Here is a 16,427-nt window from a genome sequence, read left to right as displayed (position 1 = left end):
CCATGTGCAAGACATGCGGTTGCGGAGAAGAAGCGGAGTCCAAGGTCGTCAATCTGCAGACGGGGGCTGAGTTCGATCTCAAGAACGCGCGCACTGAGGGCGGTCGCGAGCATTCTCATTTCCACGGCGCCGTGCACGCTCATGCGCATGGCGATGCGCATTCTCACGATCACGAGCACGCGCATGGTCACGATCACGACCAAGACCACCCACATGACGGCGCCAATAAAACGCTGGACCTGCAGGCGCGGATTCTCGCCAAGAATGACGCGATCGCCGCGAGAAATCGCGCTTGGCTCGCAGGCCGCGAGATTTTCGCGATAAACCTCGTGAGTTCCCCCGGCGCCGGCAAGACCAGGCTCGTCGAGCGAACGATACTCGCGCTGAAGGACAAGGTTGCCCTCTTCGTCATCGAAGGCGACCAGGCGACCTCGCTCGATGGCGAAAGGATAAAAGCGGCGGGCGCGCCGGCCGTCCAGGTGAACACTGGCGCGGGCTGCCATCTCGACGCGGAGATGGTCGCGCGCGGCCTAATGGAGCTGCGGCCTTCCGCCGGCTCGATCGTGCTGATTGAGAACGTAGGCAATTTGGTTTGCCCCGCCCTGTTCGATCTAGGAGAGGGCGCCAAAGCCGTCATTCTCTCGGTCACGGAGGGTGACGACAAGCCGCTCAAATATCCGCATATGTTCCGCGCGGCGCAGCTTGTCGCGCTGAATAAGATTGATCTCGCCCCCTATGTCGACTTCGACCGGCCTCGAGCCTTGGAGAACGCGCGCAGGATCAATCCCGCGATCGAGGCGGTCGAAATCTCCGCCACGACCGGAGACGGACTCGAGGCTTGGCTGGACTGGCTCTTGAAAGCTGCGGCAGCCATGCGTAATGGGGCCTTCACCTTGAGTGAACGTGGCGCGCCCTCAGTGTCGTTAGGCGCCTAGGGTGTCAGGAGCGATCTTGGCTTGTGAATTTCCAAATCCGCGCCAAGTAAGCCATCAAACGGGTTCTGGCTCACTTCGTGTTGCGAGAGCCGCTACAGAGGAAGCCTGCGCGCGCGGAGGAGTTCTGGCCCGGCTCGACCATACGTCTCCTACATCGCGGGCGCCGTGCTGCATTCCTAATACAGGCGGGGCTTCCTCTTGCGCCACCGTCCTCGTTTCGGAACGGCGGACAATCGCCAGGCAGATGACTGCAATTCGCAAACGCTTTTGAAGAACTCGAAAATTGAGCCTCCCCAAAAATCTACGCCAAACGCGACTTCCTCATAGTCGGCCTTTAGCGCCTTCTCATTCGGGCGAGAAGAGGCATTCCTTCGATCCTCGCGATGGGAGGTTGGGGCCCAGCCCTTTTCGTCCACCTCTTGATTGTATGTCGCGCCACGATATATTGAGCCGGGGTGTTTCAAGGAAGGAGGGTCGCCGCCATGGACGACTTCATTACCGGTCTCGCCACGGCCACCCACTTGGATCCGATGATCGCCAAGCCCGCCATCGGGCATGTTCTGCTGTTCTTACGCGACAAGGCCCCGCAGGGCCGTATCGCGCAATTCGTTGACGAGACGCCGCAGGTCCACGAAGCCGTCGTGGTGGCCGTAGTGACCGGCGCCGGCGGCCTTACCCCAATCACCGAGCTTCTCGCGAGCTTCATCGGTCGGGGTCCCGCCGACATCGACAACCTCACCGACAAGCTCATCAAGCTCGGGCTCGACCAGAGCCAGATCACGGCGCTCATCGAGGAGACCCTGTCTCGCGCCGAAGATCTGATCGGCGTGGACGGCGTCTGTGAGATCGGAGAAATCCTGCCCGCCCTGGGGTCATCGCAGAATCTTCCTAAAATCCTACGCTAAGCCGCATCGAGTATTTCGGATCGCGGGTTCCTGAGAGGCCGGAAGGCGTTTTGGAGCGGCTCGGTCGGCCAGACATAGTCGTCGTTGAAGGTGATGTGCTCCCAGCCGAGCGGCGCGATATGAGCGAGCCGATCGTCACGTCGGCGCGTTCGGCACGACGGTACACGCCGCCAAGCATCTTGTCGAAACATGACCAGCGCCGCGTCCGTGAGGATCGCTTCCATCTCGCGGGCGAACACCAGCAGAGTGGCCGGTCGGCGCGGGGTATCGAACCGCGAAAGATGCTGGGCGCTGAGAATAGCCGTTTCCCTGGCGATTGCTCTGTAGTGCGCACGATGAATCCGTTGCTCGCGATCTGGTTCAACACCCAAGCTGCGGATGAAATCCAAGCGCTCGACGACGCCAACCAGGTTCTTCTGCGTCGGCGCCTCCGGCCAGTCACGTAACCACGCAAGCCTCGTGCGATCTTTGTTGTCGCTGACCGCGGTCAACGCTCGCAGTTCATTGACCGTCCGCTGCTCTAATCCCTCGATGAGATTCTTATGAGCCTGCTTTCGGGCGCGTGCACGCGCCGCCAGACCGATGCGTTCCAGAATTGTCGCCGCAGGCAACAAAATGCCGCGAGTTCGGAGCGCTTCGATCATGGCGGCAACAATGGCCTCGCCGCGATCCGTGCCAGTCGCTTCGGTCGTCGCAATCTTTGCGACGGACCGATAATCACCGCGGCTGAACGGACGGACGCCCAGATATGACTGTATGTCGCAGAGATGCTCCCAGCGCGTTTCTTCTCGACGAGCATACTCGTGAAACATTCCCGGCTCGATGCCGAGTTGACCGGCAATGAATGACCGAACGTCAGCGGGCGGAGTCTCGTCAATGCCGAGCACTGGACCTGGAAAACGCTGGTAGGCGAGATGCACCGCGAACCCAAGCCGATTGGCGTCACGCCGCCGTCGACGGACAAGCGCCAGATCGTCGCGCGAAAGCGTATAGTGCCGAACAATTGTAGCCGGATCGTTGGGCGGATCGAATAGGGCCGCCCGGGCCTGCGGCGAGAGGATTTCATGCTTCTTCATCGCCGGCTCCCCTGGCGCACGATCGGTCGTTCGCGCAGCAGTCCGGCTTATCGCTATTTTTCAATGCCTTGGTATCTACGCAACTCCATCGCCAAAATACCAATAAGCCTCCATCAGCGCCTTAGCGTAGGATTTTGGGAAGATTCTGCGATGACCCCAACAAAGCGATTTTTCAACAAGCTGCTGGCCGATTGCAAAGGCGCAGCGGTGATCCCAGGCTGCTTCTACTGCAGGATGCTCCAGGCGACGATCCCGCAACTGACACAGTCGCCGCCGCCTCGAAGCCTTCAGCGCTACGGCGTCTCGCGGACGTCGTCGTCGCTTAGGACTTCGTCGCGCCGCCGGGACTAAACATCGAGCTGCGTCGGATAGCCGGGCTTATAGCTCATCGCGCGGATATGCGCGCCGATGCATGGCCTCGATCACTTGGCGGTTGAAGAGCTTTGGCGCGGTGCTGACGCCGATGATGCAAGTCGGGCGAAGCGCCTCGACCGCCTCGACGAAGGACGTCAATGGCGGATGTTCATGCGCGAAGGGCTTTTGAAAGTCTGCGAGATCCCTGCGCGCGGCCGTGATCAGTCCATTGACGTCGAAGAGCCAGTTGCGCGCCCGCCCCTGCGCGAGCCAGGCTCCTTCGAGCGCGATCGCCGCCGTGCCCTGGATGTCGTCGTTATAGGTGCAAACCTTGTCGCGACAGCGGCCGAGGATCGGCGTCGCGTCGATGTTTGCGAAGTCTTCCCACTGGATACCGCATCTTGGAAAGAGCTCCGGCGCCGCTTGCACGAACTCGTCGATGCATTCGTCATAAGCGGCGTCGCGCACGCGCTCCTGCCGCAACCCCAGATAAAGTGGGTCCTCGAGAAGCTCGTGTTTGTTGGTTCCGACATCGAGCGTGATGGGAAGCATCATGTGCGGCGGCACGCCGGCGCAGAGCGCGAGCTCGATCTTCGAGTCGAGCAGCGCGATGAAGACGCTGTCGATCTTCGTCCCCGGAATACCAAACACATGGGTCACGCCATGGTTCTCGAGGAGCTTCACGAGAGCTTGCGCGCCGTTCATCGCCATGACGGAAGGCGCTGGTCGGAGGGCTTAAGCTGGGCAGCAGCTCAATTCGCTGACCATCCAGGCGTCAATCGCGAGAGCATGGCTGGGGCGGGAGGATTCGAACCTCCGTATGGCGGAATCAAAATCCGCTGCCTTACCACTTGGCGACGCCCCAACGCCGCGTCGGCGGCAACCGGCGCGGGCGATACCCTTAGAGCGCGCCGCGAGAAAGTGGAAGCCGGTTTTTCGCGGAAAACGCGCTCCAACTTTCCGATTCCGCCCGTGCTCTCAGACTGCGATGGCGCCCGCCGTGGCCGCCGCCGATCGCAGCGCCGCGATATTTTTCCGATAGCTCTCCCTGCCGCCGCCGTCGAAGACCGCCGAGCCCGCGACAACGACATCGGCTCCCGCTTCGACGACCGCGGCGATGGTCTTCGGCGAGACACCGCCGTCGACCTGCAGATGGATCGGCCGGCGGCCGATCATCTCGCGGACGCGGCGGATCTTCTCGAGCTGCCCCGGGATGAAGCTTTGCCCCCCGAAGCCGGGATTGACGCTCATCACGAGCACCAGGTCCACCTCGTCCAGGACGTAATCCAGGGCTCGTTCGCTCGTCGCGGGGTTGAGCGACACGCCGGCTTTCTTGCCGAGTCCCCGGATCGTTTGCAGCGTGCGGTGGAGATGCGGCCCGGCTTCCGCATGCACCGTGATGTGATCGGCGCCCGCCTCGGCGAAGGCGGCGAGGAAAGGATCGGCTGGCGCAATCATTAGATGAGTATCAAACGGTTTTTTAGTAATTTTGCGCAATGATTTGATAATTGCCGGCCCGAAAGTGATGTTCGGCGCAAAATGGCCGTCGATCACATCGAGGTGAATCCAGTCCGCATCCGCGGCGACCACGTCAGAAATCTCTTCCCCGAGCCGAGCGAAATCCGCCGTCAGGATCGAGGGTGCGATGAGAAGACCGGGCAAGCGTCCCTCCATGATTTGGGGAGGCGCCGGTATAACAGCCTCAGGCGCCCTCGGCCACGAGGCCGCCGAGCTTGTGCGTTTCCGTGACGCGATCGGGCTTTCAGCGCGGACACGACCCTTTGGGGACTGCAGGGCCAAACCCGAAGTCACGCGTGTCTGCGCCCGCCAAGGCGATATGTAGCGTCCCGCGTCCCGAAGCGAAGCCAAGCGCGCGTCCCGATCGCTTGCCGCCATCCTGGGTTTGACGGACGCAGCGGGATGGGGCAACCGGGAGGGCTAAAACGAAACCCGCCAAAAGCGGCTTAGAGCCTGTCACGGAAAAGCGCGAAGCGGTTTTCCGGTCAAGATATGCTCCAACCTTTTGATTTAGCGCGATTCCTTATCGCTCGAACGATTCCGTTCGAGCGGGAGACGCGCGAGCGAGAGCCGACAGGAGACGAAGTGCGCCGCAAGCCCGACGAAGTCGACGCCGACTTCATGCAGCCGCTGGAAAGCCTGCCGATTTTTCTTTCGCTCGCGGGCCGTCGCGTCGTCGTCGTCGGCGGCTCGGAAGCCGCGGCCTGGAAGGCCGATCTCGCCGCGGCGAGCGGCGCCCGGGTTGACGTCTATGCCGATGCCCCCTGCGCGAAGCTGCTCGAGCTCGCGCGCCGTCGTGGCGAGGTCGCCCTCCACGCTGGAGAGCCGGCGCTCGCGGGCGCCGCGCTCGTCTTCGGGGTGCTGGAAAAGGATGAGGAGGCGCTGGCGCTGCGCGAGGCGGCGAGAGCCGCCGGGGCCTTGATCGGCCTCGTGGATCGGCCTGATCTCAGCGATTTCTCGATGGGCGCGATCGTCAATCGCTCTCCGCTCGTGATTGGCGTCTCCACGGGCGGCGCGGCCCCAGTCTTCGCGCAGGCGGTGCGCGGACGCATCGAAACGCTGATCCCGGCGGGCTTCGCCGCTTGGGCGGCGGCGGCGAAAGCCTGGCGGCCCTGGGTCAAGGCCTCCGGATTGGACTTTCTCGCGCGGCGCGACTTCTGGCGCCGCTTCACGCGCTACGCCTTTTTCGCGCTGGAGCGCGAACCCACCGCCGAGGATCGCGACGCGCTGGCCGCGGAGACGCGCGCCGCAGCGGAGGGCGCCTCGAGCGGGCGCGTTGTGCTCGTCGGCGCCGGGCCGGGCGATCCCGAGCTTCTGACGCTGAAAGGGCTGCGCATGCTCGCTGGCGCCGACGTCATTCTCTTCGATGATCTCGTGCCGGCCAGCGTTCTCGATTTCGCGCGGCGCGAAGCGCAACGCATCAATGTGGGCAAACGCGGCTACGCGCCTTCCGTCGATCAGGGCGAAATATCCGCGCTGCTCGTCAAGCTGGCGCAGGAAGGCAAGAACGTCGTGCGGCTCAAGGGCGGCGATCCGATGATCTTCGGCCGCGCCAATGAAGAGATCGCCGCCATGCGCGAAGCGGGACTCGACGTGGAGATCGTGCCCGGCGTCACTGCCGCGCTCGCGGGCGCCGCCGCGCTCGGCGTCTCGCTCACGAACAGGGAGACGGCGCGGCGCGTGCAATTCGTCACCGCCCACAGCAAGGACGGCGCTCTGCCGCAAGACTTCGACTGGGCCGCGCTCGCCGACTCGCGGGCGACGACCGCGGTCTATATGGGCAATCGCACCTTGCCTGAGCTGGCGCGCAAGCTGATCGAGTCGGGCGCCGACCCCGCGACGCCCGCTTTTCTCATCGAGCGCGCCTCGACGCCGGATGAGCGCATCGTCGCGGGAACGCTGGCGGATCTGCCGGAAAAAGTCGCGGGGCAAGAGGTGGAGGGCCCGGCGCTTCTGCTCATCGGCGCTTCGCTGCGTCCTTGAGCGCAACGACAGTGCGGCGCCGTCGAGCCAAGCTTGTGAAAATTTTATGTCGCGACGTTTTTTGCTTGACTGTGACGGCCGCGAGGATCAAACGGCGCAAATCCGAACGCATTGCGTTCGGTTCCCAACCTTCGTGAGAACCATGGGCAGTAGCAGCTCTGGCAGTCGTTGCGCGGCTTTCGCCGCGAGCGTCTCGCCAAAACACAGCGCAACCGTCCAAGGCGCGGAAAACGAAGCTGCGATCGAGGCGAGCGTCTAGGCTCGCCGTGGCGAGCTCGCTTTCCGGACCTTGGCATTAACCAAGTCTGGAGGTGGGCCATGATCGCCCTCGCTCTCTACCATCCCGTCGCCAAGCGACGCGACAACGCCTTTACGCTCGTCCTCTCGGCTCCCCGAGCCGTCGCGCGGCCGCGCCGTCGACGGCTGTTCTGCCAGTGGCGCAGGGACCCGGGAACCGGACGCCTTATCTGCGCCTGGAGCGCCGAGGACGCCCAATCCCGGAAGCCTGAGCAGCCAGGTCGCTTACGCCTCGCGGCGTAAACGAAGACCTCCACCGAACCTCATCCGAAATCTCCGACGGCCGCCCGAGAGGGAGGTGAGCGATGTCGCTCGCGCTCTCTGCAGGCGTCGTCGCCCCCGAGTCACGGAAAGGATTCGAGCCATGACCAAAGTCGCTCGCCTCCCCGCCGCCCGTCCCGTTGATCGTTCCGCGCCCCGCAAAGCGCGCCGCCCGCTGCGCCGGGTTGCGCCGCTGTTGATCGAGGCCGCCGATCACCTCATCTCGGAGAAGCTGCCGCTCGTCGCTGTCGCGACGGAACTCGTGCAATGCGCCAAGACCGGCCGCTTTCCGCTGCGCGCCGTGCTGCTCGTCGCGGTGCTCGCGATCTGAGCCTATGCAACCCTGTCCCTTCCCCGCTCACGCGGGGGAGGGAATGCTAACGATCAAGATTGCGCGGAATTTTGTTGAATGCCGAAGGCTGTCTCCCTCCCCGCGGCCCCCACGCGAAGGGCAGTGATGCGCCAATACCGGATTCATTCGCCGAAGAAGGAAAGCCTCCCGGCGCGCGCCAAGGTTCCGGCCCTCGCCGCCTTCCTCGACCGCAGCCGCATTCTCGCGACCGCCATGCGCCCGCTGCGCGCCAAGATAAAGCACCGACCCGTAATCTTCGAGCTGACGCCCGAGAGCTTCAACTGTCGGCGCTCCCCGGCCGGCGCCTGCATAAGCAGGATTTCCGCCGACTCGTCGAAACCTCGGCAATCGTCGAAGCGACGGGCGGAACGCCGACGAACGGGGGCGGAAAGCTGGCGGCGCTCCTTCGCTTCCGCCACAATGTGTTGCAGGAGCGCTCGGCGCGGGGATTGCGGGTGGGGATCGAGGGGTGAGCGTGAGATTGTGCGGTAACGTCGCGTCTCTAAATCACATCTCTTCAATTCGACTTTGAGTAGTTTCCGAGTCTGCCGCCGACGGGGCGCCGTTCCCACCTAAGAAGCATCGGCGCGGCGCGAATCGTTCGATGGAAGAGAAAACTGCGTCTAGACACTGAAGGGGTCAATGATCATGGATACGCAGACACTACTCATCATCCTCGTTCTTGTTCTGCTCCTTGGCGGAGGCGGGTGGTACGGTCGGGGTCGCTGGTTCTAAGCGACGCCGGGACCGGCGAGACCGCTCAGGAATGCATCGACTTCGTGAGCCGCGTTTGCGCCGACGTTAGAAAGATCGCCCCCTCCTTGCGCGTCCACGCGGGAGGAACACAGGGGCGCGCCAAAACGAGATGGAACTGAAATTCTCGCCCCTTCCATCGCGTGACAGAGGTCGTCCAAGATGTGCTCCAAACAACTCACGCTGGCGCAGTGCGCCGCCCTCTCCGGCCTCGGCCCGCATGAAATCATGCTGGGCAGGACGCCAAACGCGGTGCATGATTTCCTTTACGCCGATTATCTGCTTGACCGTGACGGAGAATGGGAGGCTGTGAGCGATCTGATCGTCGCAGACACTCGCAATTCGCTCGGGCGGGGAGCATTGAGCGAAGCGGCGGATCTGCTCATCGTGTTGAGACGGTTGCTTTTGAAGCGTCTCAGGATGGCGCCCGTCCGCTGCCTCTATTCGAGTCGGGGACCCGCCTTTCCGCGCAGGGTCTCCGCTCATGCTCCCGTCGAGCTGAGGGCTCGCATGAAGGCGGGGGGATCATCGTCGTCAGTTCTGAATGCCCCTGCCGTCGCGGGCCCTCTTCACGCCTCGCGCCGCTCGAGGGAGAGCTGACCGACGGTGTAATATTCATAGCGGTTGTCGGCGTACTGGACGGTGTCGAACCCCACGATTTTAGCCGCTCCCAACGTGACGCTACTGAACCAGCTATTGGGATAGAGGCCCGTTCGTAGACGTCAGCCGCGGATGAATCGCAGCACGATCAGGATAATCGCGACAACCAAGAGAATGTGAATGAACCCTCCCATCGTCGACGAGGAGACGAGGCCCAGCAGCCAGAGCACGATGAGGATGACGGCTATTGTTTCGAGCATTTGGATTCCTCCTGGCGCGCCCGGCTGGCGCTGTGTTCGGAAGCCGCGGCCAACTCTTCATCAAACTTATGAAACTGAACACGACATTCGCCGTCGTTCGTCGGATGGACCATGCTTGTAGCCTAGATCTGCGACGTTTTGGCGTTATTGGCCAGCCTGAAGCGAGGCGGCTCCGTCTGCGGTTCGGTTTGCTCGGCGACTTCATCGGACGCTACGGCTATGGTTACGCACACGGCGGCGTTGGAGTGATCGGTCTCATACTGATCGTCATTGTCGTTCTAATTTGGCAGGGTCCGATCTGATCCAACAAGAGGGACGCAGAATGAGTCGCCTTCGGCTACACAGCGAAGACCATCTCGTCAGCCGCATCGGCTGGCTGAGGGCGGCGGTGCTCGGGGCGAATGATGGCATTGTTTCGACCGCAAGCTTGATCGTTGGCGTTGCTGCAGCGTCAGCGGCTCAGAGTAATATCTTGATCGCTGGGGTGGCGGGTCTGGTGGCTGGCGCCATGTCGATGGCCGCTGGCGAATATGTGTCCGTCAGTTCGCAATCCGACACCGAACGGGCGGATCTGGCGCGCGAACGCAAGGAGTTGGACGAGAATGGCAAGTTTGAGCTTGATGAGCTTGCCGACATTTACGTCAACCGTGGTGTCGATCAGGTCCTTGCGCGGCAGGTCGCCGAGCAACTGATGTCGAAAGACGCCCTGACCGCTCATGCGCGCGATGAACTTGGCATTTCGGAAATCACCGCGGCTCGTCCCGTGCAGGCCGCGCTGACATCGGCCGCATCGTTTTCAGTGGGCGCCGCTATGCCCTTGCTCATGGTGGTCGTATCGCCTGCGAGTGGGCTTGTCCCCATCGTGTCGGCTGCGTCTCTCGGTTTTCTGGCTCTCCTCGGCGCTATCGGGGCAAGAGCAGGCGGCGCAAATGCATTACGCGCCACGGTCCGAGTGACATTTTGGGGCGCGTTGGCGATGGCGTTAACCGCCGGGATCGGGAAACTTTTCGGCGCGGTTGTCTGAAGAGTTGGCCAGCGGAGGCAGCGTCGCATGTGTGGCAGGAGCGCTCGGCGCGGGGATTGCGGATGGGCCTCAAGGGGTGAGGCGCGATATTCTGGTTGTCTAAACCCGACGCGCGCGCGCTCGCGTTTAATGTCCGAAGCGGGGCCACTGCTGGAGTCAGGAATGCGCCCTGTTCACCCGTCCAGCCTCTCCCGGAGCGCGTCCGCTCCTCCCCCATTGCCGCCGCGACGCGCGCGTGCCCCGGCTTCCGGTTCCCGCCAAAGGCGGTCATGCGCCGAGATTTTGCACATAACGGCTGCATCGCCCAATCCATTGATTTATTGACCTCGATTTTTCGATGCAAAATCTTGAATTTTGCACGCCGCCAAACGGCGGTTGCTGCCCGCATCAATTTTGTGAGAAGATCCGGCGATAGCCTGACGGCCGAAGGCGTGAAGGATTTTTCGAAATTACAACGCGACCTTTAGACAAGCAATATGCCGCGCGCCTCGCGCAGGCGATCGTGGACACCGTCCGCGATCCTTTGTTAGTGCTTGACTGCGCTTTCAACGTAGCCACAGCTAGCCGATCATTTCTCCGCGATTTTGACGTCACCTCCGAAAATGTCGTCGGCCATTCAGTTTATGAAATTCTGGGCGGCCATTTCAATGTTGTCGGCTTAGCCAAACTAATAGAAAACGCGTTAACGGAGCACACCATATCCGAGAGTTTCGATATTAATAGCTTATTTCCACGAATAGGGCATCGAAGCTTCATTGTTGGCGTCAGCGAAGTCTTCTTCTCGCAGAATTCCGACAAGGCTATTCTGCTTTCATTCCACGACGTCACGCAGCGCCGGTTAATTGAAAAAGAAAAAGCAGACCTTCTCGTCAACACCCAGAAACTGCTTGAAGAAAAACGCGTCTTGCTGCTCGAAATGCGGCACCGTATTTTTAATAGCTTACAGATTATTGCAAATATTCTCATGATGAAGACGCGTGCTACCGCTTCTGAAGAGACGCGCAAACATCTTGAGGATGCCTATGCGCGCGTTATGTCGGTCGCGACGATCCAACGGCACATCGACGACGCGGCGCGCACTGAGACGGTCAAGCTCGCCCCCTATTTCACGACGATTTGCGACGGCCTCGCGCACTCGATGATCGACGATGAATGGCGGGTGTCGATTCGTTGCCAGTTTGACGACGCTTCAGCGGCTTCGTCGGAAGCGGTAAGCCTAGGGCTAATCTTGACGGAGTTAGTCATCAACTCGCTGAAATACGCATTCCCAACAAATCGTCGAGACGCGGAAGTTGTCGTCAAATACGAGACCTCTGGCGCCAATTGGCGGCTCATGGTGTCGGATAATGGCGTCGGGCGGCCGCACGATGGTGCTGGGTCTTGTGATGGCCTTGGTAGCACCCTTGTGAAAGCGCTCGCAAACCAGGTGAAGGCGCAAATCGAGACTGTGAGCAGCGAGCACGGACTCACGGTAGCAATCACACACGCAACCTTTACCCCCCGTCCTGCCTGACACCGAGGTCGGGGGTCGGTGTTCTTGAGGCCGAAAACAGCGCCAGCCTTATTCGCGGCGCACTTCTCTCGGTCGCAGCGTTGGAAGCGCTTAAGACCAGCGTCCCCGACCATACCAACCTCCTCCCGCGAGGAGAAGAACAACGACAATGATAAGAAGTGTCTGGGTATCCATGATGTCCGGTCCTTTCAGTGCCTCGGCGTCGTTTGCACGTCTTCGAAAGCAACAACTTTGCGCATTGCCTAGCCACTGAGTCGCCGTCGTCGCGAGCCGGAAACCACCAAAGGACTCAGCGCGGCATGAGCGTGTCCAGGCGTGTCGCCACGCCTACGCGTCGTGGTCGTCGCAATGGCTCCCGCCGAGTTTTTGTGACCGCCGCATGAGAAGAAAACAGCCCGACAAGACAGTTGATGAGCGAAAATGTGTATGGCCGATTTGCAGAAAAGCAATACGTATTGAATTATTTTTTTGAGCGTATAGGTCTTTCGCAAGGGGCTTTAGTATAAACTAGGTCGAGGCCATGAGCTGCATCCAAACAATACATGTCATCGACGACGATGCGATAATACGAATTTCATTTCAGATCCTCTTAGGGGCAGAGGGTTACGTCGTTCAAAGCCATGAATCCGCCCAAGCGTTCCTCAACACAATCCAGAAAAGCGACGTCGGTTGCATCGTCACCGACCTGAAGATACCGGAAATGAGCGGACTCGAGCTTTTGCGTGAAATGAGCAAGCTGCGCATGCCCGCCATCGTCATCAGTGGATTCATGGACGCTCGGCTCAACCAAGCGAGCAAGGAACAGGGCGCATTTCGTTGCTTCCAAAAGCCGGTCGATCTAGACGACCTCCTCGCCGCTATCCACGCGGCGTTGGTTCACGCCTATGGAGGCGATCAAAACCCGGCCTTTTCCGGTTAGCGCTGGCTGCATCGGAGCCGCATAACATCCCATTACGTAAAATCGCGACGCGCACCGAAAGTGTTGATTTCTGCACTGCCGTCCGAACACATTCTAGGGCCGCTTCGGGTCAGAATTGAGCCGCCGCGGGCGGCCGCCGGCGGGCGCGAGGCTCGCCATTCGCTTTTGCGACTGATCGGCTCCCGAAACCCAAGCCTTCGCGACCGACGCCGATGCCGCACTCGATCGCGTGGCCAGGCGACGCCGCGCTGCACACCCGCTATGCAGCGATAAGCGCAGAGCAGCCCGTCGGGATCGCCGAAGCGCCTGACCTGAACGACTTTGTTGCGCGGTTCTGTCATAGACGGATTCCTTGCGTAAGGATCGCGTTACCGGCGACAGTCACGATGATGACAGGCGATTTTCAAGGAGATCGTAAATGTCGAGGAGCCAGCTCAAGATCAAGGAACCGGCGCGTGAATTGATGTTGTGCGCGAAACCGAACCTGTGAGCCGTGCAGCTTCTGCTGGGCCACACGAAGCTTGAGAGCGCCGTTCGCTACCTCGGAGTTGCGGTCGAGGAGGCGCTGAACTTGTCGGAGCAGATTGAGCTGTAAGCGTCGCTGCATCGCAGCCCCCACGCGAAGGGCGTTGATGCGCCAAAAAACACTCCTTGGTTCCAAAGCTCGAGCGCTGCTTTTGTCTTGGCCGACTGGCGCGAAATAAAGACATGCAAACATTAGCGCCTCGGCATAGGGTTTTTGATGTTTGGTGTTGGAGCCCTGCTATCCGTACCGCTCGAAAACCTTGGTCGAAAGGAAATCTACATGATTAAGCTTAAGCTAGCCGTTGTCATGGGCGCGGCGCTCGCCCTCGCCTCAATCGCCGGCGCCGAAGCGGCGGCGCAGCAGATTTTTCTCAAGTTTCCGGGCCTTCCTGGCGCTTCGACGCAGAAAGGCCATGAGGGCGAGATTATTCTGACGGGCTTTAGCACGACGGACTACGTAACGATCGCCAGTTCTGGAGGAGGAGGGGGCGCAGGCAAGCCTGTCTGCGGTCAAGTGTCGATCCTCAAGCCCCTCGACATGACGGGGCCGCAATTTCTCGCCCTGCTCTTTAAGGGGCGGCAAACCGCCGGTCCCGTCACGATAACTTTTGAGACGACCTCGGGTAACGCCCCCTACGACTATTACAAGATTGATCTTCAGGATGTGTTGGTGACGAGCATTTCGCAGTCCGACCCCCAAGACAACGGCGTCAACGAAACGATCGTCCTTCACGCCGACAGGTTCAAATACACATATTATCCGACAACGGCCGACGGCAGGCCTGGCGCGCCGGTTGTCTTTGGCTGGGACTGCCTCACAAATCGGGCTTTTTAGGCGCGCAAGCTGGGTCTCGCCCCGCGCGGGGCGAGACCCCCGATCACTACCTTACCTCGCCTCGATGGGCCCGGCTCGTCACAAAATTCAACACTTTTGACCCAAGGGAGCGACGCGGGCGATGCTTAAGCCTTAGTTTACCATGATCCTATAGTCATATTCGGCTAGAGTAGTCATTCGAAAAGCAGGACAATGAGCCATGCCTAAGACTTTTTCACTTTTCGCGCTGCTCGTTGCGCTCCAAACATCGGCCGCCCTTGCTGCTGATCTTCCCTCCCGACAGACTCCAGTTGTCGATAATCCGATTCCAGCGATTTGGACCGGCGCTTATGTTGGACTGAACGCCGGGGGCGTTTGGAGCGAGAACAACAGCGCCTCTATCTCTTCCTGGCCGGCCTACATCAACCCTTTCAATCCGCCGCCGAATCCGTCAGCGCCTGTCGATTATTCCACGACTGCAGCTATGGCTCTGGCCGGACCGCACGCCGCGACGGGCGGGCTTGGCTTTCTCGGCGGGGGTCAAATCGGCTACAAGCAACAATTCCTTGAAGTTCTGGTAGGAGGCGTCGAAGCCGATATTCAAGGCGTCGCCGGCCAAAGCGGCAATGGAGCGCCCGAGTGGTCGTATGTTCCGATTACCGGCTCGAACCTGCTCCATCATGCGTATTTGACAGACATCTTGGTCAGCAAAAATCTGGGTTATCTAGGCACGGTCCGTGGTCAACTCGGTTATCTCGTAAGGCCTTCGCTCCTTTTATACGCCACTGGCGGTTTGGCTTTTGGCGGCGTAGGCCTGAGCACGAACGCCTCCCAAATTGGCGTCAATGTCCATCCCGATTTTCTGACGGTCGGACCCGGCTATACGTCCACGAACGGAACTCAGGTCGGTTGGGCGGCCGGTGGCGGCGTCGAGTGGATGTTCTTGTCGAACTGGTCGGTGAAAGCTGAATTCATGCACTACGACCTCGGTTCCGCGCACACCAACGCCGGTTATAAAGCTGACGCCAAAATTCACGGGGACGCGCAGGGACTACAGCTAATCAATGTCTCTGAGACAAGCAGCCGGTTCAGCGGCAACGTCGCGCGTCTGGGAGTGAATTATCACTTCAATGCGCCGCCACCGCCCGTCGTCGTCGCCAAATACTGATCGACGGCCGATCGGACGCAGGGCTGATTTACTCTCGGGCTCGAGGCGGCAGACGCTTCTCTCGTCGCCGCGCGAGCGTCACGAAGGCGTCGACCCCGTCGCGCTCTTTCGATCGCGAGGGCGCAGTTCTTCTTCGTCGGCCGGCTCCTGTTCTTCGGCCCGCTCCCGGAAGACCGCCTCCGCCCACTCGCCCGTCAAGCCTTCCGGCCAGTGGCCGAAGTTCGACGAGCGCACCATAGCGCCCTGAAGTGGCATAGAGCCCTGGAGACCGCGTGGCGAAAAAGGATGGCCTAAAACTTGGCTCATTGCTGTGCGACTGCTGAGGCAGACAGGCCGCCTCTCCGCAAGGTGCGGCAAAGCCCGCCGACGTCTTGTTTCGACGCCATTACCTACAGAGGCGCCCCATGCTGAGAGTGTCAACGCCTGACTCGGACACTGACGCTTCGCTCGCGAGCCGGCTCAACGAATTCCGCCGAACCAAGCTCTACGATTTTTTGGCGGCTGCCCCTTTCATCGCATGGTGCGTATATTCCGCGACGCAGTTCCTCCCAGATCTGGGTCGACAGATCGCGCTCGCCAAATTTTGCTTGCAAACCGATCCCTCTGTGCTCCGAGCGCCTCTCATCCTCAGTATCGTCTCGAACCTGAGCACACTGCTTTTCCTCGCGGTCTTGATTGTCCTGTTTGCATTGCGCCGCGTCTCGCGGCATAGCGCGCCGGGGTTCTATCCACGCTTTGTCGCTGTGGTCGCTACATTTGTCAGCGTCGGAATCGTGTGGCTACCGCTCCAAGAGCTTTCATCCTTCCTTTACCTCGGCGCGTTGCTCTCGATCATCGGCGGCATGACTGTCGCCATTTGGGCGGCGCTTGCGCTTGGACGCTCGATCAGCATCCTTCCGGAGGCGCGGCGGCTCGTGACGCGGGGACCCTATTCCCTCGTCCGCCATCCCCTTTATGTTGGCGAGCTCATTGCTATCGTTGGGATAGCGGTGCTGCACTGGTCGCCTTGGGCGCTATCGCTATTGGCAGTGCAATGCCTATTCACGTTTCAACGAATGAAAATCGAAGAAACTATGTTAGTCCAAGTCTTTCCCGAATACAGAGATTACATGGCGCATACAGCGCGCTTTGTGCCCGGCGTTTACTGAATTCTAGAGCGCGATGCGTTCA

At 60.7% G+C, this 16,427-nt stretch carries 17 protein-coding genes and 1 tRNA gene; 13 read left to right on the top strand and 5 right to left on the bottom strand.

Features of this window, described 5'->3' with window-relative positions; genetic code table 11:
- Window positions 1–2 precede the first annotated feature (2 nt).
- Both hypB and QMG80_RS01845 read left to right on the top strand, forming a co-directional pair.
- Window positions 3–935 (top strand): hydrogenase nickel incorporation protein HypB, encoded by a 933-nt coding sequence (hypB, locus tag QMG80_RS01850; protein WP_085771269.1) that lies wholly within the window; start codon window positions 3–5, stop codon window positions 933–935.
- A 482-nt stretch (window positions 936–1,417) separates the two neighbouring features.
- Window positions 1,418–1,840, top strand: a complete 423-nt coding sequence (locus tag QMG80_RS01845; protein ID WP_085771268.1) for a hypothetical protein — start codon at window positions 1,418–1,420, stop codon at window positions 1,838–1,840.
- Here the strand turns inward: QMG80_RS01845 and QMG80_RS01840 are convergent.
- The 4 genes from QMG80_RS01840 to rpe form a co-directional block, all read right to left on the bottom strand.
- The gene (locus QMG80_RS01840; RefSeq protein ID WP_085771267.1) at window positions 1,837–2,916 is read right to left on the bottom strand and encodes a DUF4158 domain-containing protein; all 1,080 of its coding nucleotides are present in this window, start codon (window positions 2,914–2,916) and stop codon (window positions 1,837–1,839) included. The genes QMG80_RS01845 and QMG80_RS01840 overlap by 4 nt on opposite strands.
- A gap of 378 nt (window positions 2,917–3,294) precedes the next feature.
- Window positions 3,295–3,981, bottom strand: coding sequence for a malic enzyme-like NAD(P)-binding protein (locus QMG80_RS01835; RefSeq protein WP_085771266.1), 687 nt, complete (start codon window positions 3,979–3,981; stop codon window positions 3,295–3,297).
- A gap of 79 nt (window positions 3,982–4,060) precedes the next feature.
- Window positions 4,061–4,135: transfer RNA gene (locus QMG80_RS01830), tRNA-Gln, on the bottom strand.
- Between the two features lie 113 nt (window positions 4,136–4,248).
- Window positions 4,249–4,944 (bottom strand): ribulose-phosphate 3-epimerase, encoded by a 696-nt coding sequence (gene rpe / locus QMG80_RS01825; protein WP_085771265.1) that lies wholly within the window; start codon window positions 4,942–4,944, stop codon window positions 4,249–4,251.
- 429 nt (window positions 4,945–5,373) lie between these two features.
- On the opposite strand from rpe, the gene cysG reads away from it, so the two are divergent.
- From cysG to QMG80_RS01800, 4 genes are all read left to right on the top strand, one after another.
- Window positions 5,374–6,771 (top strand): siroheme synthase CysG, encoded by a 1,398-nt coding sequence (cysG, locus tag QMG80_RS01820; RefSeq protein WP_085773612.1) that lies wholly within the window; start codon window positions 5,374–5,376, stop codon window positions 6,769–6,771.
- Between the two features lie 318 nt (window positions 6,772–7,089).
- On the top strand, window positions 7,090–7,311 hold the full coding sequence (locus QMG80_RS01815; RefSeq protein ID WP_085771263.1) for a hypothetical protein: 222 nt from the start codon (window positions 7,090–7,092) through the stop codon (window positions 7,309–7,311).
- 121 nt (window positions 7,312–7,432) lie between these two features.
- Window positions 7,433–7,660: a hypothetical protein gene (locus tag QMG80_RS01810; RefSeq protein WP_085771262.1), complete on the top strand. Its 228-nt coding sequence runs from the start codon at window positions 7,433–7,435 to the stop codon at window positions 7,658–7,660.
- A 936-nt stretch (window positions 7,661–8,596) separates the two neighbouring features.
- Window positions 8,597–9,034 carry a hypothetical protein gene (locus tag QMG80_RS01800; RefSeq protein ID WP_085771260.1) on the top strand — a complete coding sequence of 146 codons (438 nt, stop codon included), beginning with the start codon at window positions 8,597–8,599 and terminating at the stop codon, window positions 9,032–9,034.
- 122 nt (window positions 9,035–9,156) lie between these two features.
- Here the strand turns inward: QMG80_RS01800 and QMG80_RS01795 are convergent, their stop codons facing one another.
- Complete coding sequence (locus QMG80_RS01795) at window positions 9,157–9,294, bottom strand: lmo0937 family membrane protein (protein WP_158658677.1); 138 nt, start codon at window positions 9,292–9,294, stop codon at window positions 9,157–9,159.
- 322 nt (window positions 9,295–9,616) lie between these two features.
- Between QMG80_RS01795 and QMG80_RS01785 the strand changes: the two genes are divergently transcribed.
- From QMG80_RS01785 to QMG80_RS01755, 7 genes are all read left to right on the top strand, one after another.
- Window positions 9,617–10,318: a VIT1/CCC1 transporter family protein gene (locus QMG80_RS01785; protein ID WP_085771259.1), complete on the top strand. Its 702-nt coding sequence runs from the start codon at window positions 9,617–9,619 to the stop codon at window positions 10,316–10,318.
- 269 nt (window positions 10,319–10,587) lie between these two features.
- Window positions 10,588–10,785 (top strand): hypothetical protein, encoded by a 198-nt coding sequence (locus QMG80_RS01780; RefSeq protein WP_158658676.1) that lies wholly within the window; start codon window positions 10,588–10,590, stop codon window positions 10,783–10,785.
- A 35-nt stretch (window positions 10,786–10,820) separates the two neighbouring features.
- The gene (locus QMG80_RS01775; RefSeq protein WP_245300157.1) at window positions 10,821–11,831 is read left to right on the top strand and encodes a sensor histidine kinase; all 1,011 of its coding nucleotides are present in this window, start codon (window positions 10,821–10,823) and stop codon (window positions 11,829–11,831) included.
- A gap of 520 nt (window positions 11,832–12,351) precedes the next feature.
- On the top strand, window positions 12,352–12,750 hold the full coding sequence (locus QMG80_RS01770) for a response regulator transcription factor (protein ID WP_085771257.1): 399 nt from the start codon (window positions 12,352–12,354) through the stop codon (window positions 12,748–12,750).
- Between the two features lie 805 nt (window positions 12,751–13,555).
- Entirely contained in the window at window positions 13,556–14,110 is a 555-nt protein-coding gene (locus QMG80_RS01765; protein ID WP_158658675.1) for a type VI secretion system tube protein Hcp, read from the top strand.
- Between the two features lie 199 nt (window positions 14,111–14,309).
- On the top strand, window positions 14,310–15,257 hold the full coding sequence (locus QMG80_RS01760; RefSeq protein ID WP_085771255.1) for an outer membrane protein: 948 nt from the start codon (window positions 14,310–14,312) through the stop codon (window positions 15,255–15,257).
- Between the two features lie 404 nt (window positions 15,258–15,661).
- Window positions 15,662–16,405: a methyltransferase family protein gene (locus tag QMG80_RS01755; RefSeq protein ID WP_085771254.1), complete on the top strand. Its 744-nt coding sequence runs from the start codon at window positions 15,662–15,664 to the stop codon at window positions 16,403–16,405.
- The last annotated feature ends 22 nt before the right edge of the window (window positions 16,406–16,427 follow it).

The organism is Methylocystis bryophila (genome assembly GCF_027925445.1).
Classification (GTDB): domain Bacteria; phylum Pseudomonadota; class Alphaproteobacteria; order Rhizobiales; family Beijerinckiaceae; genus Methylocystis; species Methylocystis bryophila.
This window is presented reverse-complemented; position numbering and strand designations above follow the sequence as displayed.